We start from the raw sequence: 19,278 nt of genomic DNA on the forward strand, positions 1-19,278 counted from the left end.
CGCGCGTCATTCCACTACCCACCGCGGTTCCCGCTTTTCCGCGAACGCGAGCATCCCTTCCCGGTAGTCGGGGTGGGTCAGCTGGTGTTGCAGCACATAGCGATACGCGACGTCGTTGGCCGCACGTAACCCGACATCGAGACTGCTCCACATCGCCTTGATCGACGCCTGGACCGTCGCCGGCGAGAGTTTCGCGATGTCCTTGGCGATTTCGCGCGCCCGCTGTTGCAGCCGGTCCGCGGGCACGACCTCGTTGATCAGGCCGATCTCGTAGCCCCGCTGCGCGCTGATCCGGCCCTGCTTGGTCATCAGGCCGAGCTGCATCACCATCGACAGCGGCATTCTGCGCAGCAGCACGGCGGGCTCGAGCGCGAACACGTTGCCCACGGCCAGATGCGTGTCGATGAGCTCGGCGTGCTCGGCCGCGATGATGAGGTCGGCATCGGCGACCTGATGCAGGCCGCCGCCGACGACCATTCCGTTGAGGGCGCAGATTACCGGCTTCCACACGTTGTGGTGCAGCCGCGAGCCGGGAACCTTGTTGCGGATGCCACCCTCGGCCGTTGCCCGGATGTCCTGGCCCGCGGAGAACGCCCGGTCGCCGGCTCCGGTGATGATGGCGACCCGGATGTTCGGGTCCTCCCGCACCCGTGCCCACGCGATGCCGAGTTCGGTGCGGGTCAGGTCGTCGGTGGCGTTGAGCCGCTCCGGTCGGTTGATCGTGATGGTGGCGACCTGCTCGCTGACGTCGAACAGGATTCTCTTCAGTTCCACGACATCCCCTGGCATCGATTCGTAGCACTAAACACTACATCAACATATGTCTTGTCGTTCCGCGTCGAGGTCATGGCATCCACTGCCCACCCGACACCGAAATCAGCTGGCCGGTGACGTGTTTGGCCGCGGGTGAGCACAGAAACGCCACCACGCCGGCCACGTCGTCCGGCTCACCGATGTTTCCGGTCAACGTTGTCCGGCGCATTTGCGCCAGCTCGTCCTCCGTCTTGCGGGACAACAGCCACGGTGTCGCGGTGGTTCCAACAACGACGGTGTTGACCCGTATGGCGTGCAGACCGAGCTGAACGGCCATCAGCCGGCTCAGCCCTTCAACACCGGCCTTGGCGGCCGCATAGGCGGGCGGCCCGGTGCGCACCCCGTGGGCCGACACCGAGCTGACGTTCACGATGGCGCCGCCGCCGTGGGCGACCATCTGCCGCGCGGCGACCTGCGCCATCACGAAGGTGCCCTTGAGATTGACGTCGACGATGCGGTCCCAGTCCTCGTCCGTCTGCTCGAGAAACGTGCCGGGCAGCGTCATTCCCGCGTTGTTGACCAAGGCTCGAACGGGCCCGTACCGGCCTTCCAGTCCGCTCAGCGCGTCCTCGACCGCCTGACGGTCGGTGATCGATACGTTCATCGGGACGAGCAATCCCGATCTTGCGTCATCCGAATCCTGCGCGCGCGCAATGGCCTTCGCGTTCACGTCGATCGCGGCCACCCGGTATCCACCGCGAATGAGCTCGGCCACAATCGATTCTCCGATGCCTCGCGCTCCCCCGGTGACGACCGCGAGGGGAGGGGAGTCACCCGACACGCTTCCCACCTCCCCGCCTGGGTCCGGACGCCGCGCCGGTGCGCTCGATCGCGGCGATCGAGGGCCGCACCAACTCCACGGATTCGGCCATCAGTTGTCCCAAGTCACCCCGACCACCGGCCGCCACCCACGAATCGATCGCTGCGCGGTTGGCGGCGTTGATCAGCGTGGCGGCCAGCCGGGGCCGCAAGTCCGGTTCGGTGTCGCTGCCCAGCCAGCGCGCCACCTCGGCGGTGAGCTGATCGATCCAGTCCTCGTTGATCCGCAGCATGGTCGCGCGCAGCGCGGACAGGCTGTGATACATCCGCGCGCGGACCAAGAACATGTCAGGCTGATCGACGATCGCCTGCGCCACCGCCATCGATGTCTCGGCGAGTGCGTCCCACAGGGAGTCGGAGCGCGTGGCGCGGAAGCGGCGGATCGCCTCCTGCAGCCGCTCGGCGTAGCCGTCGAACAGGATGTCTTCCTTGGTGGCGAAGTGACGGAAGAACGTGCGCGGCGCGACCCCGGCTGCCGCCGAAATCTGGTCGACGGTGGTCCCCTCATAGCCCTGAGTGGTGAACAGCTCGATCGCCGCGTGGAGGAGCGCCTGTCGGTTGCGCAACCCGCGGGCCCGTCGTTGGTCCATGCTCATACCCCTGCCAGCGTGGCGGTTCCGGAGCTCAGGGCGACGGCGTCACCCTGCAGCGTCCGGAAACGCACCGAACCCTCGGCTCGCCAGATCTCCGTCCGCAGCGGCGCATCGAGCTTTACCTGCTTGGAGAACCGGCAGCCCAAGGATGTCAGCGACCGGGGATCCCCGTCGCCGATGCGGTCGATCATCGCCCGCGCGGCGAACCCTAGCGTGCACAGCCCATGCAGGAAGACGTCGTCGAAGCCGTACTTCCGGGCCGCCTCCGGGTCGATGTGCAGCTGGTTGCGGTCACCCGAGAGCCGGTAGAGCGCGGCCTGCTCGGGCCGGACGACGTCGTCGAATATCGCATCCGGCGGGCCGTCGGGGTCCGGTTCGGCAGCGGGTCCACGGTCGCCGCCGAATCCCCCCGCACCGAGAACCATGGTTTGGGACCTGGCGACGAACACGGTCCCGTCCGGGTCGGCGCCGCGGCTGGTCAACTCCACGGCGGCGTGTTTGCCCTTGTCCCACACGGCCGACACCTCGGCCTGCACCGACAGTTCCCCGGCGGCGCCGATCGGCCGGTGCAGCTCTAGCGATTGCGCGGAGTGCACGATCGCATAAGTCCCCAGGTCGAGCGCGCTACGCAGGTCCTTGACGGCCCACCAGTTGGCCACCAAGGCGAACGTCGGCAGCACATCGGGACCGCAAGCCTCGTTGAGAAGCCTCAGCTCGGATGGCGGGCGGGCGCCTACGCCCAACGCGTAGAGGATGACGTCGGTCTCTCCCCAGCGGAAGGTGCTCGGCGGCAAAGCGGTTCCGATCGCAGAGTCGGAAAGGACCACGACACCCCCTACTGAACGGATTGACGATATGTGTTCAATCGTGCATTATTGTGGCAGTCAGTGCAACTACTTTTACCGAAGCGAACAGCGGGAGGGACCGACATGAAGTTCGGCGTGTTCATCCTCGGCGACAAGCCCAACCACCTCAGCGAGCGGGAGGTGCTGGCCAACGTGCTCGAGGAGGCGCGCTGGGCGGAGGAGCTCGGCTACGACGAGATCTGGCTGGCCGAACACCACTTCTCCCCGTACGGCATGCTCCCGGACCTGCCCCAAGTGGCGACCGCCATCGCCGCGCAGACCGAACGCATCCGTATCGGTACCGCCTGCATGGTGGCGCCCTTCCACGAGCCGACTCAGCTGGCCGAACGGATCGCCTTGGTCGACGTCCTGTCCGGCGGGCGCTTCGACGCCGGCTTCGGGCGCGGCTATCAGGCGCACGAGTTCAAGGGCTTCGGCATCTCGATGGAGGAAGCCACCGGCCGATACCAGGAGTGCGTCGAGATCGTCAGCCGCCTCCTGACCGAAGAGAACGTCAGCTTCCACGGCAAGTACTTCCATCTCGAGGACGTCACGATCTACCCGCGGCCGGCGCAGCAGCCGATCCCGGTGTGGGGCACCGTGATGAAGACGCCGTCCAGCTTCGAATGGCTCGCCGAGAAGGGCTTCGGGGCGATCATCGGCAACCCCTACCAGGTGGACCCGGATCTGCAGGGAGCGCTGGACATCTACCTGAAGGTGCAATCCGAACGAGGACTCGAGGCCGCCACCGGCCACGTGTGGGCGCTGCTCAACGCCTTTTGCCACCAGGACGACGCGTTCGCCCGCAGCTACCCGCGAGAGAGCGTCGAGCTCTCCATTCAGACTCATCGCAAGTATTCGAGCCCGTTCGAGCGCGGCGGGGAGATACCGGCCGACTACAAGGCCTACTCGGACTGGTTCGACAAACACGACAAGCAGAGCTACGAACAGGTGCTGAATTCGCACCTGACGCTGATGGGTGACCCGGACCGCATCGTCGAGAAGATGCACACCGTCATCGACATGGGCTGGCGCAACATCATTTTGCGCATGTCGCGCGGCGGCGCCATGGACCGCACGAAGGTATACGAGTCGATGAAGTTGTTCGCCCAAGAGGTGATCCCTGCGGCGACCGAGCTCGCGGCAGCCGCGGCTTGAGCCAGCAACTCGCCGACCGCATCCGCGTGGTCCTCGCCCTCGACCCGCGGGCGCCCGCGATCGAGTATGAGGGCCGGTGGGTGGGTTGGCAGGAATTGTCGGACATTGCCGCGGACGTTCAACATTGTTTGGGAACAGCTGGTTTGGGTCAGGGATCCCCCGTCGGCCTGGTGCTGCGCAATCATCCCGCGATGGTCGAGGCCCTGCTCGGCGTGTTGCTGGCCGGTGGTTGCGTGGTCACGATCAACCCGTCACAGGGCGACGCCGGGCTCTGTGCGGACATTGACGAGCTGCGATTGCCCGCGGTGGTGGCCTTGCAGACCGACTGGGAGCGCCCCGGAGTCACCGACGCCGCCGTCGGGGCCCTGGGTGTTCGCGTATCGAGCGACCCGGCCGGCGCGACCGTTGTGGAGGGGCTGGAACATTGCGGACCGGGCCCGTTCCGCCCGCCCCGTGACGGCGTGGCAGTCGAAATGCTGACGAGCGGCACGACCGGTCCGCCCAAGCGAATACCGCTGTCCTACAGCTCCTTTGAGCACACCGTCGCGGCGGCGAGCGCACACTACGGTGATGGCGCCGGGCATGACTCGGAACCGAGACTGCGTTCGGGCGTCGCCATCGTCTCGTCGCCGCTGGTGCACATGTCCGGGCTGTTCCGCACCCTGCTCAACATCTGCGAGGGAAGAAAGATCGCGCTCCTGGAGCGATTCCGCGTTCCCGACTTCGTGGACTTGCTAATTCGGCACCGACCGAAAGCCGTGAGCCTCGTGCCGTCGGCGATGGCGATGGTGCTCGACGCCGGGGTGGATCCGGAGGCCTTCTCGAGCGTCGAGGTGGTGACCTCGGGCACCGCACATCTGCCGGTCGACGTACAGACGAGGTTCGAGTGTCGCTACGGCGTCGCGGTGCTGCCGTCCTACGGCGCAACGGAATTCGCCGGCGGCGTGGCCGGCTGGAACCTCGCCTTACACCGGCAGTGGGCGACCGCCAAACGTGGGAGCGTGGGGCGCCCGCAGCGCGGCCGGGAGATCCGCGTCATGTCCGTCGAGGACGACACTGAAGTGCCACCCGGCGAGCAGGGCCGCATCGAGGTTCGCACCACCGGCGGGGAATGGGTGCGGACCACCGACCTCGGCCGGGTCGACGCAGACGGGTTTGTGTTCGTCGACGGGCGCACTGATGACGTCATCATTCGCGGCGGTTTCAAGGTCAATCCGGCCGATCTCGTCCGCGTGCTCCGCGGCCATCCGGCGGTGCGCGATGCCGGCGTGACCGGCCTGCCCGACGAACGGCTAGGCCAGGTGCCGGTCGCGGCGGTCGAGTTGACCGACGGCGCGCGCGCCACGCCGGAGGACCTGCTCGCCTACTTGCGTGAACGGGTGAGCCGTTACTACGTCCCCGCCCGGGTGATCGTGGTCGAGGAGTTGCCCCGCACGCCGTCGCTCAAGGTCAGCCAACCCGCGCTGCGCGAACTCTTCGAAGGGACAGCAAGTTGACGACCCGAGGTGTGGCCGCCATTGTCGGTGTCGCCGACGAGGTTTCGGCGAGCGGGGTGATCGATGTTCCACTGCGCGAGCTCGAGGCTCGGGTGATCACCGCCGCCCTGGCCGACGCGGGTTTGTCGCTGCGCGACGTCGACGGGCTGTGCACCTGCACCGGCGGAACGCTCATGCATTCGGTGGAACTTGCCGAGTACCTGGGGATAGCGCCGCGCTTCACCGACGCGACGCAGACCGGCGGCGCCAGCTACGGGTTGTATGTCGAGCACGCCGCCGCAGCGATCGCGGCCGGCGAGGCGGAAACGGTGGTGATCGTCTACGCCTCGACGCCGCGCGCCGCGCGCAAGCGCGGTGAAAAAGGCCTCGGAGTTTTCGCCACCCCCGAGCGGCTGGAATGGGAGACGCCGTTCGGCGTGATGCTCCCGATCAGCGCCTACGCCCTGGCCGCCAACCGGCACATGGCGACGTACGGGACGACGCCCGAACAGCTGGCACAGATCGCCGTCGACACCCGGCGGTGGGCCGCGCTGAACGAGCGGGCTCACCTGCGCGAGGCGATCAGCGTGCAGGACGTCCTGAACTCGGGCTTCCTCGCCGGACCGCTGCACAAGCTCGAGTGCTGTCTGGTCACCGACGGCGCCGCGGCGCTGGTGGTCACAAGCGCCGAGCGCGCGCGAGACCTGGCCAAGCCGCCCGCCGTCGTCCTGGGGGCGGCGTCGGCGGCCTCGCACGCGATGATCTCCCAAATGCCCGACCTCACCATCACGCCGGGCGCCCGCTCGGGGCCGGCCGCCTTCCGCACCGCGGGGCTAACCCCTTCCGACATCGACGTGGTCGAGCTCTACGACTCGTTCACCATCACCGTGCTGCTGGCGCTCGAAGACCTGGGCTTCTGCGGCAAGGGCGAGGGCGGTCCGTTCGTCGCGGACGGTGCGTTGGGGCCCGGGGGCACGCTGCCCGGTCAGACGTCCGGCGGCGGCCTTGCCTACACGCACCCCGGGGCGTTCGGGGCCTTCCTCCTCGTCGAGGCCACGCGGCAGTTGCGCGGCGAATGCGGCGAACGCCAGGTCCCGGAAGCGAGAACGGCTGTCGCACATGGCACCGGCGGGGTGCTCTCGGCCACCTCCACGGTGATTCTCGGAACGGAGGCTGCCCTGTGACCGATGCGCTGCCTGTCCCGCAGCCCAGCCCGGCGTCCGCGCCCTTCTGGGATGCGACCCGGCGTCGCGAGCTGAGGGTCCAACGATGCGAATCGTGCGCGCGGCTCGTCTGGTATCCACGGTTCATCTGCCCGCACTGCGGCGGGTCATCGCTGGTGTGGGAGAAGTTGAGCGGCGGCGGCGTCGTTTACGCGGTCAGCGTGCACCACCGCGCCGCGCTGCCCGCCCTCGCCGACAAGGTGCCTTATTCGGTGGTGCTCGTCGATCTGGACGAAGGTGTCCGCATGATGTCCAACGTCTTCGGTCCCCCTCCCGCGGTCGGTGACCGCGTCAGGCTGGCGTGGATGCCGCTCGAGGACGGCCGCAACCTCGCTGTCTTCGAACCGAAGTGAGTCACGAGACCGCGCTGCGGCGCGTCCGCGAAGAGCTCGTGCTCCGCCACGTCGCGGCCGAGAATGCGCGAGACCTGGAGGCGGCGATGGCCACCTTCACGCATCCTCGCTACGAGATCATCCCTACGGGAATGGTTTTCGATGGCGACGAGGCGGTCCGCGCGATGCTGTTGCGGCAGTGGGCGGATCTGCCCATGCTGCAGTACTCCGCCGAGGCGCTCTATCACGGCGACAACTGGTTGATCGTGGAAACCCGAACGACGGCACCCGGTACACCGGTCGACATGCTCAGCATCAACCTCTTCGGCTTCCGCGGGCCCGATCTGGTCCTGGAACGGTGTTATTTCGATCGGATGCTGCTCGCTCAACAGCTCGAGTCGACCCGCACGCCTTAGCCGATCGACGCGCGCCGTTCTTCGGTCGCGTCGACGACGACCCTGCGGTGCGCGATCAGCCACCGACCCTCACCGTCGAGCGAATACTTGTCCAGATAGCGGATGTGCATGACGTGGTTGTGGCCGCTCGGCTCGCCGCCGCGAAAGTGATTGGCGGTGCAGTAGATTTCGCCGACCGCCGACTCCTCCTCGACGACATAGAGGGCTTGGGCGACGAGGTGAGCCGTGCGCGGCCAGCGCGAGACGATGCGAATGATCTGTTGGATCTCGTCGTGACCGGTCATCGTGCCCGGTTCGCGCCCCGGCCTTTCGACGAGCATGGACGCGTCGGGCGCGAACACCGCCAAAAGCGCGTCGCGGTCTCGGCGATCGACCGCCGCCGCATACCGGCGGGACAACGCCTCAAGCTCCGCCTGGGGAACTGCTTGCGAGAGATCCATCTGCTTCCCGTACCGGCCGGAAGTTGCCGGGTCAGCGGCCGGCGGTTTCGGTGCGCGCCTCGTCGGAAAATCCTGCGCCGAAGCGGGGCACGGTGACGAGCCCACTGCCGTGAGCCTCGTTGACGGAACGCTGCAGCGGTATCAGCAGCGGCACGAAGAGGAGTTGGTCGGCGACCATCGGCGTCAGCAGGCGGTTGTGAACGAAGCCGAACGAGCTCTTGGTGATCGGGTCGGCCCAGCCGATGGTCCCGCCCAGCCCGGCATGCCCGAAACCCCGCAGTAGGCCCGGCACCGGCGATCCGTGGTAGCCCAGGTGAAAGGACATCGGGAAGAAGACGTTCAGGTCCGGCCGGAAACTGCGCCTGCCCGTCAGCGACGCGACCAATTCCTCCGACAGGAATCGCTGCCCATCGATACGTCCGTCGTTGGTGAGCGCCCCGTACATCTTGGCCAGTCCCCGTGCGGTCACCACCGCGTTCACCGCGGGCATCTCGCTGTCCAGCAGCGCCATGTCACCCTGCACCAGGGAGGTGATACCGGGTACGTAGGTCGCACCGAACGGACCCGGAACCGGCAGTTTGGCCATCATGGAGATCACCCGGCCGAGCGCCTCTCCGCCCGAGAAGCGTTGCGGGAACAGGGTTTGCGCGGCCTTCGTGAGCCCGTCGGCCGGCGGGCGTCCCAGGTGGATACCCTCGGTGTCCAGTGGTCGCGCGATCTCCGTGCGGAACAGCTCCCGCATGCCCTTGCCGGTGATCGCGCGGGCCAATCCGGATGCCAACCAGCCGAAGGTGAACGCGTGATACGCCGCACGGCCGGCAAGGCGGTCGACCGGCGCCGCGGCCAGCCGCTCTTCCATGAACCGGTGATCGAGCAACTGCTCGGTGGTGATGGCCCCTAGCCGGGACAGGCCCGTTGTGTGACGCATCATGTCACGCACGGTGATCTCGGACTTGCCGTTGGCGCCGAACTCGGGCCAGTACTGCGCGATCGGGTCGTCGTACGCCAGCAACCCACGGTCGGCGAGCCGGTGCAGGACCGTCGACGCCACCCCCTTGCCCGCGGAGAAGACCATCGCCCCGGTGTCCGCGGACCAGGCCACCGTGCCCTCCCGATCCGCCCAGCCGGTCCACACGTCGACGACGGGTTCCCCATCGACATACACGGACAGCGCCCCACCGCCATATCGCGGGCCGGGAAAAAGCTTGGCAAAGGTCTTTACTGCGCAGGCGAACCGGGGATCGGCTGCGCCGTGCACATGGGCGGGCAGACCATCACCGGCCTGCAGGGCTGGTCGATCGGGCATCGCGGTCGAATCTCTCCTCAACTGGCGCTTGGGTCGCCCCATCGGACGACTGAACAGATATCGTCATATTGTATTGTATGCTCGTCGGCGGAGTGCACATCGCAAAGGAGGGGTGATGGCCACGCAAGTAGACAACCGAGCCCGGGCCCTGAGCAGCGACCGTGCCGTGGAGTTGTACCGCCTGATGAGCAAGGTGCACCACAGCGACCAGCGTGTCCGAAAGGGGCTGTCTTCCGGCGAAATCGCGATGAGCTACTGGCCAGTGGACGGCCAGGAGGCGATGTCGGCCGGCGCCGCGCTCGCCCTGTCAAGCACCGACCAACTGGTCAGCACCTATCGGGGACTCGGCGACGTGGTCGCCAAGGGCATCGACCTGCCCGGGTATTTCGCCGAGATCTTGGGCCGCGGCACCGGCCTGTCGAAGGGCAAGGCCGGCGCGATGGGCATCTACGACCCCGAGCATGGCATCGCCTGGACCACCGGCATCGTGGGTGCCGGGCCCCTGATCGCGAACGGGATCGCGCTGGCGGAGTCCATCAAGGGCAGCGACCGCGTGGTGCTGGTGAGCTTCGGCGACGGGGCGACCAGCATCGGCTATGTCCACGAGGCGATGAACATGGCGGCGCTGTGGGCGCTTCCGGTGGTGTTCTTCTGCCAGAACAACGCCTGGGCCGAATGCACGCCGGTGGCCGGGTACACCCGCACGGCGCGGTTGTCCGACCGGGCCGCGGGCTACGCGATGCCCGGCGTCACGGTCGACGGCACGGACCCGCAAGCGGTTTACCGGGCCGTGGCCGAGGCCGCCGAGCGCGCACGGTCCGGAGCCGGCCCGTCGTTCGTCGAAGCGGTCGCCTACCGCCTGCAGGGGCACTACTTCGGCGACCAGATGCCCTACGCCGACCCCGACGAACTGGCCGCCAAGCGTGCCGACCCGCCGTTCGCGCGGTATCGGCGGCGGCTCATCGACGCGGGTCTGGCCGACGAGGCCGACCTCGATCGCATCGACGCGGATCTCATTGCCGAGATCGACGCAGCCTTCACCGCCGCGCGCGATGCCGACTACCCCGACGCCGACGAACTGACCCGCGACGTGTTCGCCGCGCACGGCGTCGAGATCGCGGCACCGGTCACGGAACGGGCGGCGATTCCCGAGGGCGAAACGGAGATCCTCGGCCTCGTGCAGGCGATTCACCGCACGCTGGACCGCGCGATGGCGGCCGACGATTCGGTCGTGCTCCTCGGCGAGGACATCGCCGACCCGTCGGGCGGCATGTTCAAGATCACCGCCGGGTTGTCCACCAAGTACGGCGCCCACCGGGTACGCGACACTCCGATCGCCGAGTCCTCGATCATCGGCGCTGCCGTGGGTGCGGCCCTGGGCGGGCTCCGTCCCGTGGCGGAGCTCATGTTCGTGGACTTCCTGGGCGTCGCCATGGACCAGATCGCCAATCACGCCGCGAAGATCCGCTACATGTCCGGCGGCCGGCAGGGCGCACCGCTCGTCATCCGCGCGATGGTGGGCACGGCAGCCGGCCCGCAACACTCCCAAGCGTTCGAGGCCTGGGCGATGCACACACCGGGCATCAAGGTCGTGTGGCCCAGCACCGCCGCCGACGCGGTCGGGCTGCTCAATGCCTGCCTGGCAGAGCAAGATCCATGCCTGTTCATCGAGTCGATGAAGCTTTACTACGGCGGTGGCAAGGGGCCCGTGCCCACGGCCGACTACGTGATCCCGCTCGGCCAGGCGGACGTCAAACGTGCCGGCACCGACGTCACAATCTGCACCTACGGCAGCCTGGTGCACGCCGCGCTCGATGCCGCCGATCAGCTTGCCGCCGAGGATGTTTCGGTGGAGGTGGTTGACCTGCGCAGCCTGGTTCCATTGGATCTGGGGACGGTCCTCGACTCGGTACGCAAGACCCGTCGCCTGGTGGTGGCCCACGAGTCCGTCGGCTTCTGCGGACCCGGCGCCGAAATCGCGGCGGCGGTCGGGACGGAGCTTTTTGGCGTGCTGGTCAGCCCGATTCAGCGCGTAGCGGGAACGTACACGCCCGTGCCCCGGGCGGCGACATTGGAAGCCGCCTGCCGCCCGGACGCCGCGCAACTCGTCGAAGCGGTCAGGAGGATCGCGTGACGGAAGTGCGGATGCCGAAACCGGGCGACGCGATCACCGAGGCCGAGGTCACCGACCTCTACGTAGCGGACGGCGGACACGTCTCCGAGGGGGATCCCCTGTACCAGATCGCCACCGACAAAGTCGAGATGGACATCGAAGCACCCGCCAGTGGCATCGTTACATGGAAGATCAGCGCCGGGACGACCTATGACGTCGGCGAAGTGCTCGCAGTGATCGAGGCGCGGTGAGCGCGCTACCGGATTCCGTCGACGTCGACCTCTGCGCCCCCGAGCTCGAAGGCAGGATCGACGGCGACACCCTGACCGTCACCATCAACCGACCGGAGAAGAAGAACGCCGTCACCGCGGACGGCTACCACGGGATCAAACGGGCAGCGATGATCGTCGCCGACGAACCGGACCTGAACTTCCTGGTGATCACCGGGACGGGCGACGTGTTCTGCGCGGGCGGCGACATGAACGCGGTGCAGAATCCAGACCGCAGGTGGGACGCGTTCACCGAGTCCTACGACGGAACACCGTTCGAAACGCTGGGCAAGATACCGAAACTCGTCGTCTGCGCCGTCAACGGCATTGCCATGGGTGGCGGCTTGGTGATGACGTTGTTCGCCGATCTCGTCATCGCCTCCGATCGCGCCCGGTTCCGGGTCCCGGACCTTACCCGCGGCGTGTACGAGGCGTTCGTCGCTGCCCGAATGCCGCAACGACTGGGCACGCTGAGGGCCAATCACCTGATTTACGGCAATGATTGGATCGACGCGCAAGAGGCCGAGCGTCTCGGGCTAGTCGGCAAGGTCGTTGCGCACGACGCCCTGCGGTCGGAGGTCGACGCGTTGCTTGAAAGGGTCCGGAAGACGGGCCCCGCCGCGCGCGCGGCCGTCAAACGCGAAATGGCGCGCGCGCTACCGCCCGTCGACGTGACCGGCTACTGGTCGTCGATAGGAACCGCCGAACAGATCGAGGCCTTTACGGCGTTCCTGCAGAAGCGATCTCCGGCTTGGGCGGTCAACCGCGATCGCGACGCGTTCGTTCAGACCCGACGGTCGGCGTGGCTGGCGCCGCACGAGGATGGCTGACTGCCCATGACTGAGCTTCCGCAGGGGACGTCGGACCTGACCGGGTGCGAGGAGATCCTCGTGGCCGCCGACGGTCCCGTCCGGATCGTGACGTTGAACAACCCTGACGACGCCAATGCGGTCAACAACACGATGCACACGGCGTTTACGAGACTGTGGGCGACCCTGGCCGAGGATGTCGACGCGCGGGCGGTGTTGATCACCGGTACGGGCGACTACTTCTCCGCCGGCGGAAACCTGGTGGAGTGGTTGGAAACCCACGTCAACAACCCGGTGACCCGCCGCGCCGGGATGCGCGACGCCCGGCGCATCGTGCGCGACATGATCGACTTTCCGCTGCCCGTCGTCGCTGCCGTCAACGGGCCCGCGGTCGGCTTCGGGTGCAGCATCGCGGTGTTGTGTGACATCGTCTTGATGTCCGATCGGGCCTTTTTCGCGGACACTCATGTCGCCAGTGGCCTGGTCGCCGGCGACGGAGGATCTGTGCTGTGGCCGCTGCTGATGAGCCTTCTGAAGGCCAAGGAGTATCTGATGCTCGGCGAACGCATCAAGGCCGAGAAGGCCGTCGAGTTGGGCTTGGCCAATCGGGTCGTGCCGCACGCGGAGATCAAGCAGGAGGGTCTGTCGATTGCCCACCGCCTCGCAGCGTTGCCACCGAGGGCCGTGCAGGACACGAAGCGGACGCTGAACCTGCACGCCCAGCGCGCGATCACCGGCATCCTCGAATACGGGATCTCCGCCGAGACCGAGTGTTTCACCACTCCCGAACACCGGGCCGCCATCGACAAGTTCCTCAACCGGTAGGACCACTCGATGACCGGCGACACCAACCCGGAGGCTGCGCTGATTCGCTACGAAGATCGAGACGGCATCGCAGTGGTTTTTCTCGATCGACCGCGCCAGCGCAACGCCTTGTGTTACGAGTCCTGGACCGAATTATCCATCGCGCTCGGCGGGGTGGTTGCGTATGGCGACCGCGCGTTGGTATTAGCCGGCGCCGGAGACTTCTTCTGCGCCGGTGGAGATTTGAAGACGGGGCCGGCGCACGGCGACGGTCCGTTGGGCCCTGCCAGCCGCGTCGAACACGCCCAACGCGTAATGGAACAACTCAAAGCTGTGCCAGTACCGACGATCGCAGCAGTCGAGGGTGCGGCCGTTGGCCTCGGTTGGAGCTTGGCGCTGGCGTGCGACCTCGTCGTGAGCGCGTCCGACGCATTCTTTGCTGCCCCGTTCGTCGCGCGTGCGGTGGTGCCCGACGGCGGATTGGCCTGGCGCTTAACGCAGCAGCTGGGCCGCACCCGCGCTGCGTCGTTGCTACTACGAGGAACACGATTGCCGGCCAGCGAGGCGGAGCGACTGGGACTGGTGACCGAGATCGTTGAACCCGGATCCACCGTCAGCCGCGCCCTGTCCATCGCTGACGAACTCTGCCAGGCCGATGCGGGGGCGATCGAAATGACAAAGCGGCTGATCAATTCCGCCGAGGCCGCCCAGCTCGCCGCCTTCCATCCGCTTGAATTGGCGATGGCGACCGTGGCGCAACAACGTTCGGCGGCCGCCAAGGGGCGGGCCGGGTACTCCTGACGTCAGCGCGGCATCCCGAGGCCGACAGTCGAGATCAGATCGCGTTGGATCTCGCTGGTGCCGCCGCCGATCGTGTGCAGCAACGACAGCAAGAGGCCTTCGGAGAAGTGCCCGTCGAGCACCGCGTCGGGATCGTCCGGCATGAGTTCGCCTCCCGGACCCAGGATCTGGGCCCCGAGTGCGCGCAGTTCGGCGGTCAGTTCGGAGTGATACAGCTTCGACAACGACGGAAGCGCGGGATCCAGGGCGCCGGCCGCCTGCAGGTGCGCGACCCGATACGACAGGGCGCGGCCCACCTCGACGCGTTCGACGGCGCGGGCCAACGCGATGCGGTTGGCCGGATCGGACAGGGGGTCGTGCGCCGAGCCCTTCTGCGCATGGCACCAGTCGATGAGCTCATCGAGGTAGCGTTGCGCCTGGGCCGCCCTGGTGATGTTCGACCGTTCGGCGTCAAGCAGCGCCTTCCCGACCGTCCAGCCCTGCCCCTCGGCTCCGACGAGGTTGGCGGCGGGCACACGCACACCATCGAAGAACTCCTCGGCAAAGGTCGGGTACCCGGTCATGGATCGGATGGGCCGGCGCGTGATTCCCGGACTTTCCAGGTCGACGAGGAGGAACGAGATTCCGGCTTGGCGCTTGTCCGCCATGGGCGAGGTGCGCGCCAGGACGAAGATCCAATCGGCGAGCACGCCGTTGCTGGTCCACGTTTTCTGTCCGTCGAGGACGTACTCGTCGCCGTCTCGCCGGGCCGTCATGCGCAGCGACGCCAGGTCCGAGCCGGCCTCAGGTTCCGAATAACCTTGTGCCCACATGCGTTCCGAGCGGGCGATGGCCGGCAGGTGCTCGGCCTTCTGTTCGGGCGTGCCGTACTTGAACAGCACCGGTGCCAGCATGTTGACTCCGTTGGTGTTTACCAGCGGTGCGCCCGCATAAGCGAGTTCCTCGCGGATGACCACCTGTTCGACGATCCCGCGTCCGCCGCCCTCGTACTCGGCGGGCCAGTGCGGCACGAACCAGCCCTGCTCGTGCAGCAACCTGCAGAACGCGACCGCACGTTCGTGGGCGTCGCGCGGCAGGTAATCGGGATTGGCCGCGGTGCGGCGGAACTCGTCGGCGAGGTTGTCCGACAGCCACTCGCGGATCGAAGCCCGCAGCGCCTCGGTACTCTCGTCACCGCCGAATTGGATGATGGGCTTGCACGGCATGGCTAGATGCGCTCGGTCGGTTTGGAGCCCTTCTTCATCAGCTCCGCCATGAATTCCTGGAATTCCTTGCTGCCGGTCACCATCGCCTGCAGGTCGTTGGTGGCCTGCTGGTGGGTGCGGAACCCCATCGTCTCCCACGCGCGGATGATGCCGGATTTGACGGCCTGCAACGTGATGAGCGGCGCCTTGGCGATTTGGGTGGCCAGTTCCTCGACGGTGGCCTCGAGCTGGTCGGCCGGGACCACCCGGTTCACGAGACCGAACTCGAGCGCTTCGGCCGCGCTCAATCGCTGGGCGGTGTACAGGTATTCGGCGGCCCGCTTGTAGTTCATGAAGACCCATGGCTCGAACATGGTCTCGGCGCCCGGCAGGCCGAACCCCGGCACCAGGGGCATCTGAAACCACGCGTCCTCGGAACACACCGTGATCTCGGGAATCAGCGCCCAGGTGGTACCCCCGCCGATCGCATACCCATGCACCTGGGCGATCACCGGCTTGGGGAATTCCCACAACTTCAGCACCGGCCACAGAAACAACTGCGCCGCCGAACGCCACACCTTGCCGGACGCTTGCAGTTCGGCCATGAACTCCGGGTACGCACCGGTGGGGATGTGACCGGAGCAGAACCCCTTGCCGTTGGCCTTGATGATGACGACCTTGATGTCATAGTCGTACTGCGCATCGTCAAGCGCCTCGTTGACGCTGTGGACCATTTCCGAGCTCTGGGCGTTGGCGGCGTCCGGGTTGTTGAGGATGATCCGCGCGATCGGGCCATCCTTCTCATAGATCACGTGCTCGAGTTCTCGCGTTTCCATCGTTCGTCCTCCTCAACACCGGGCAGACGATCACCACGCCGTCAGCATGGTGCAACTATACAGATAATGTATTAGTGTTCTTTGGCGAAGGGACGGTGCCGATGACGACGATCGAGTTACGTTGGGATCCGTTCGACCGCGCGTTGCACCAGAATCCGTACGGGGTCTGGAAACGGCTGCGCGACGAAGCGCCAACGTACTACAACGACCAGTACGGCTTCTACGCGTTGAGCCGGTTCGCCGACGTAATGGAAGCGTCGCTGGATACCGAGACGTTTTCCTCGTCGCACGGGATCACCCTCGACGCGATCACCGACGAGCCTTGGCCGCCGCCCCGGGCGATGATCATGATGGATCCACCCGACCACACCGCACTGCGAAAGATGGTCAATCGAACCTTCTTCCGCACTCAAATCGCCCAGCTCGAGGACCGGGTACGCTCGCTGTGCTGCGCCTACCTGGATGCGTTCGTCGGCACCGACGGCTTTGACTACGTGCGCGACTTCTCGATGAAGCTCCCGGTGATGGTGATCAGCTCCCTGTTGGGCTTCCCCGAGGAAGACCACGACAACCTGCGCGAGTGGTCGGATGCCCAGCTCCACCGCGACGAGGGCACGACCGAGCTGAATGAGGAAGGCCAGCAGGCCAACGCGAAGCTGCTGGGCTACTACGCCGATCAGATTCAGCGACGGCGGGCCGCACCGACCGACGACATCGTCGGCAACCTGATGAGCTCCGACCTGGTCCAGGCGGGCCGCGAGACCCGTCGCCTGGACGATGGCGAAGTGTTGATGTTCATCGCGATGATCAACGTCGCCGGCAACGAGACGGTTGCCCGCTTGCTGGGGTGGGCCGCGCTGACCCTGGCGCGATACCCCGACCAGCGGGCCAAGTTGGTCGACCGCCCCGACCTGATCGGCAACGCCGTCGAGGAGCTGCTGCGCTACGACGCCCCCTCGCCGGTACAGGGCCGCTACACGAAACGCGACGTCACCTACAACGGCACGCTCATCCCGGCGGGCTCGCGCGTTGCCCTGCTGACCGGGTCGGCGGGCCGCGACGAACGCCAATACGAGAACCCCGACGTCCTCGACGTCGAGCGCACGGGAATCCGGCACATCAGCTTCGGCCACGGATCACATTTCTGCCTGGGCGCGGCGCTGGCCCGCCTCGAGGCCCGGGTCGCCCTCGAAGAGACGTTGAAGCGTTTCCCCACCTGGGACGTCGACGGTGATGCCGTGACGTACGTGCACACCAATTCCGTGCGCGGCCCCGCCAGCGTGCCGATGCGGCTGTGACACCCGACCTCGCCGTCCGCACCGAAGGCGCGGTGCTCTGGTTGGTCTTGGACCGCCCCGAGGCCGGCAATTCGGTAACGCGGGCGGTGCAGCAGGCCCTCATCGAAAACCTGCGCTCCGCTTCCGACGACGCAGGCGTCAGGGCGGTGGTGCTCACCGGCCGCGGTGACAAGCATTTCTGTACGGGACCGAATCTTCGGGACCCGGGAATGCAGCCCAAGAAGGACCGCGTCGCGGGCGATGCCGCCCGCATTCTGCGTACCGGGTCTCAGGCGGTGGTGACGGCGTTGCTGGACTGCGAAAAGCCGGTGTTGTGTGCGCTCAACGGGACCGCCGCCGGGGTGGGCGCCAGCATGGTGCTGGCGTGCGACCTCGTCGTGGCCGCCGAAAGTGCCCGCATCATCGAGCTTTTCGCGCGGCGCGGGCTCGCACCCGACGGGGGCGCCGCCTATCTGCTCGCGCGCAAGGTTCCGTTCAACGTCGCAAAGCAGCTGTTGTTGTTCGGTGAGGAGCTCTCCGCCGCGGAGGCCGAGCGCATCGGCCTGGTCAACAAGGTCGTCGGTGCCGATGACCTGGAAGCCGAGACGGCCGCCTGGGCCCAACGGCTCGCCAGCGGGCCCACCCGTGCGCTGGCGGCGGCCAAGGCGATGCTGAATCAGGCGTTCGACGTCGACCGCGATGCCGCGTTTCGCACCGAGGCGCTGTTGGTGGAGCAGGTCGCCGCGACCGACGATGTCGCCGAGGGCATGGCGGCTTTCACCGAGCGACGCGACCCGGACTTTCGTGGACGCTGAGCTCTCGCGGTTGCCCGATGCCGCGGTGACTCGATTGGATAATAGAACACTCAGTGTTAATCTGTCACTCGCCGCGAGCCGGCGCAGGCCCGCTCCCCGATGCCGTCCCATGGGCGTGAGGAGAAGTGCATGACGCTGCACCGAAACGCCGCGTCGCTGGACGGCCGGGTCGCCGTCGTCACGGGCGGGGGCGGTGGGATCGGAAGCGCCATCGCCGAGGCCCTCACCGAATTCGGCGCACGGGTGGCCATCTGGGAGAAGGACCAGCCGAGTGCCACGGAGGTGGCCGCGCGGGTCGGCGGCCTCGCGTGCGTCACCGACGTACGCAACGCCGAACAGGTCGACGCGGCGCTGGCCACGACCGTCGATGCGCTGGGGGTTCCGACCATCCTGGTGAACAATGCCGGCGGGGTCTTCTGGTCGGGCCTGCTGGACACCTCGCCCAACGGCTGGGATGCCCTGATCCGGATCAATTTGACGCAGGTGCTGCTCTGTACGCAGCGCGTAGCGCGGGCCTTGGTCGAGGCGGGACACGGTGGCAGCGTCATCAACATCAGCACCATCGAGGCGGTGCGCGCCGCCCCCGGGTTTGCCGCCTACGCCGCGGCCAAAGCGGGCGTGGTCAACTTCACCAAGACCGCCGCTCTGGAACTGGCACCGCACAACATCCGCGTCAACGGGCTCGCGCCCGACTTCACGCTGACCGAGAGCCTGCGGAAGATGGCGCCCAACGGCGTCGAGAACGCCAAACTCATGGTGCCGATGGGCCGCGCGGGCCACGTCGACGAAATGGCCGGAGCCGCAATCTTCCTCGCCAGTGACCTCAGCGCCTACGTGACCGGGCAGACGCTGCACGTCGACGGCGGGACATCAGCGGCCGGCGGCTGGTATCACCATCCGCAATCGGGGCGCTACGTACTCGGCCCGTCGACCCCGGTGCCCTAGCCACG

At 67.1% G+C, this 19,278-nt stretch carries 21 protein-coding genes; 13 read left to right on the plus strand and 8 right to left on the minus strand.

Annotation, left to right across the window (positions count from 1 at the left end; translation table 11 throughout):
• Window positions 1-6: 6 nt before the first annotated feature.
• The 4 genes from G6N51_RS14260 to G6N51_RS14275 form a co-directional block, all read right to left on the minus strand.
• A complete protein-coding gene (locus tag G6N51_RS14260; RefSeq protein ID WP_083167149.1) occupies window positions 7-774 on the minus strand; it encodes an enoyl-CoA hydratase-related protein in 768 nt (255 codons plus the stop codon).
• A gap of 70 nt (window positions 775-844) precedes the next feature.
• Window positions 845-1,603 (minus strand): SDR family NAD(P)-dependent oxidoreductase, encoded by a 759-nt coding sequence (locus G6N51_RS14265; protein ID WP_306460830.1) that lies wholly within the window; start codon window positions 1,601-1,603, stop codon window positions 845-847.
• Window positions 1,584-2,222 carry a TetR/AcrR family transcriptional regulator gene (locus G6N51_RS14270; protein WP_083167152.1) on the minus strand — a complete coding sequence of 213 codons (639 nt, stop codon included), beginning with the start codon at window positions 2,220-2,222 and terminating at the stop codon, window positions 1,584-1,586. The genes G6N51_RS14265 and G6N51_RS14270 overlap by 20 nt, the downstream gene beginning before the upstream one ends.
• 2 nt (window positions 2,223-2,224) lie before the next feature.
• Entirely contained in the window at window positions 2,225-3,052 is an 828-nt protein-coding gene (locus tag G6N51_RS14275; protein ID WP_083167155.1) for a MaoC/PaaZ C-terminal domain-containing protein, read from the minus strand.
• Between the two features lie 102 nt (window positions 3,053-3,154).
• Here G6N51_RS14275 and G6N51_RS14280 point away from each other — a divergent pair, with 102 nt between their 5' ends.
• The 5 genes from G6N51_RS14280 to G6N51_RS14300 are packed head-to-tail and all read left to right on the plus strand — an operon-like array spanning window position 3,155 to window position 7,674.
• Window positions 3,155-4,228 carry an LLM class flavin-dependent oxidoreductase gene (locus G6N51_RS14280; protein ID WP_083167160.1) on the plus strand — a complete coding sequence of 358 codons (1,074 nt, stop codon included), beginning with the start codon at window positions 3,155-3,157 and terminating at the stop codon, window positions 4,226-4,228.
• Window positions 4,225-5,724 (plus strand): class I adenylate-forming enzyme family protein, encoded by a 1,500-nt coding sequence (locus tag G6N51_RS14285; protein ID WP_083167165.1) that lies wholly within the window; start codon window positions 4,225-4,227, stop codon window positions 5,722-5,724. Before G6N51_RS14280 ends, G6N51_RS14285 begins: the two co-directional genes overlap by 4 nt.
• Complete coding sequence (locus G6N51_RS14290) at window positions 5,721-6,887, plus strand: acetyl-CoA acetyltransferase (protein ID WP_083167169.1); 1,167 nt, start codon at window positions 5,721-5,723, stop codon at window positions 6,885-6,887. The genes G6N51_RS14285 and G6N51_RS14290 overlap by 4 nt, the downstream gene beginning before the upstream one ends.
• Window positions 6,884-7,279: a Zn-ribbon domain-containing OB-fold protein gene (locus G6N51_RS14295; protein WP_232078388.1), complete on the plus strand. Its 396-nt coding sequence runs from the start codon at window positions 6,884-6,886 to the stop codon at window positions 7,277-7,279. The genes G6N51_RS14290 and G6N51_RS14295 overlap by 4 nt, the downstream gene beginning before the upstream one ends.
• Window positions 7,276-7,674 carry a nuclear transport factor 2 family protein gene (locus G6N51_RS14300; protein ID WP_232078389.1) on the plus strand — a complete coding sequence of 133 codons (399 nt, stop codon included), beginning with the start codon at window positions 7,276-7,278 and terminating at the stop codon, window positions 7,672-7,674. Before G6N51_RS14295 ends, G6N51_RS14300 begins: the two co-directional genes overlap by 4 nt.
• On the opposite strand, the gene G6N51_RS14305 is transcribed toward G6N51_RS14300, so the two are convergent.
• Both G6N51_RS14305 and lipL read right to left on the minus strand, forming a co-directional pair.
• Entirely contained in the window at window positions 7,671-8,114 is a 444-nt protein-coding gene (locus G6N51_RS14305; protein WP_083167179.1) for a nuclear transport factor 2 family protein, read from the minus strand. The genes G6N51_RS14300 and G6N51_RS14305 overlap by 4 nt on opposite strands.
• 31 nt (window positions 8,115-8,145) lie before the next feature.
• Window positions 8,146-9,420: an esterase/beta-lactamase LipL gene (gene lipL, locus G6N51_RS14310; RefSeq protein WP_083167182.1), complete on the minus strand. Its 1,275-nt coding sequence runs from the start codon at window positions 9,418-9,420 to the stop codon at window positions 8,146-8,148.
• A gap of 115 nt (window positions 9,421-9,535) precedes the next feature.
• Between lipL and G6N51_RS14315 the strand changes: the two genes are divergently transcribed.
• From G6N51_RS14315 to G6N51_RS14335, 5 genes are read left to right on the plus strand one after another with little or no spacing between them, the layout of a single operon-like run.
• A complete protein-coding gene (locus G6N51_RS14315; protein WP_083167185.1) occupies window positions 9,536-11,554 on the plus strand; it encodes an alpha-ketoacid dehydrogenase subunit alpha/beta in 2,019 nt (672 codons plus the stop codon).
• A complete protein-coding gene (locus G6N51_RS14320; protein ID WP_083167190.1) occupies window positions 11,551-11,784 on the plus strand; it encodes a lipoyl domain-containing protein in 234 nt (77 codons plus the stop codon). Before G6N51_RS14315 ends, G6N51_RS14320 begins: the two co-directional genes overlap by 4 nt.
• Window positions 11,781-12,632, plus strand: a complete 852-nt coding sequence (locus tag G6N51_RS14325; RefSeq protein ID WP_083167195.1) for an enoyl-CoA hydratase/isomerase family protein — start codon at window positions 11,781-11,783, stop codon at window positions 12,630-12,632. Before G6N51_RS14320 ends, G6N51_RS14325 begins: the two co-directional genes overlap by 4 nt.
• Before the next feature lie 6 nt (window positions 12,633-12,638).
• Window positions 12,639-13,436 (plus strand): enoyl-CoA hydratase/isomerase family protein, encoded by a 798-nt coding sequence (locus G6N51_RS14330; protein WP_083167199.1) that lies wholly within the window; start codon window positions 12,639-12,641, stop codon window positions 13,434-13,436.
• A gap of 9 nt (window positions 13,437-13,445) precedes the next feature.
• Window positions 13,446-14,216, plus strand: coding sequence for an enoyl-CoA hydratase/isomerase family protein (locus G6N51_RS14335; RefSeq protein WP_083167203.1), 771 nt, complete (start codon window positions 13,446-13,448; stop codon window positions 14,214-14,216).
• Window positions 14,217-14,218: 2 nt separating this feature from the next.
• Here G6N51_RS14335 and G6N51_RS14340 read toward each other — a convergent pair whose 3' ends face one another.
• Both G6N51_RS14340 and G6N51_RS14345 read right to left on the minus strand, forming a co-directional pair.
• Window positions 14,219-15,421, minus strand: a complete 1,203-nt coding sequence (locus G6N51_RS14340; RefSeq protein ID WP_083167208.1) for an acyl-CoA dehydrogenase family protein — start codon at window positions 15,419-15,421, stop codon at window positions 14,219-14,221.
• Between the two features lie 2 nt (window positions 15,422-15,423).
• Entirely contained in the window at window positions 15,424-16,236 is an 813-nt protein-coding gene (locus G6N51_RS14345) for an enoyl-CoA hydratase/isomerase family protein (RefSeq protein ID WP_083167213.1), read from the minus strand.
• A 101-nt stretch (window positions 16,237-16,337) separates the two neighbouring features.
• On the opposite strand from G6N51_RS14345, the gene G6N51_RS14350 reads away from it, so the two are divergent.
• The 3 genes from G6N51_RS14350 to G6N51_RS14360 all read left to right on the plus strand — a co-directional run bounded on the left by G6N51_RS14350 (window position 16,338) and on the right by G6N51_RS14360 (window position 19,273).
• Entirely contained in the window at window positions 16,338-17,534 is a 1,197-nt protein-coding gene (locus G6N51_RS14350; protein WP_083167218.1) for a cytochrome P450, read from the plus strand.
• The gene (locus G6N51_RS14355; protein WP_232078391.1) at window positions 17,531-18,328 is read left to right on the plus strand and encodes an enoyl-CoA hydratase/isomerase family protein; all 798 of its coding nucleotides are present in this window, start codon (window positions 17,531-17,533) and stop codon (window positions 18,326-18,328) included. The genes G6N51_RS14350 and G6N51_RS14355 overlap by 4 nt, the downstream gene beginning before the upstream one ends.
• Before the next feature lie 129 nt (window positions 18,329-18,457).
• A complete protein-coding gene (locus G6N51_RS14360) occupies window positions 18,458-19,273 on the plus strand; it encodes an SDR family NAD(P)-dependent oxidoreductase (RefSeq protein ID WP_083167223.1) in 816 nt (271 codons plus the stop codon).
• Window positions 19,274-19,278 lie beyond the last annotated feature (5 nt).

The sequence above is a fragment of the Mycobacterium paraseoulense genome (assembly GCF_010731655.1).
Taxonomy (GTDB): Bacteria; Actinomycetota; Actinomycetes; order Mycobacteriales; family Mycobacteriaceae; genus Mycobacterium; species Mycobacterium paraseoulense.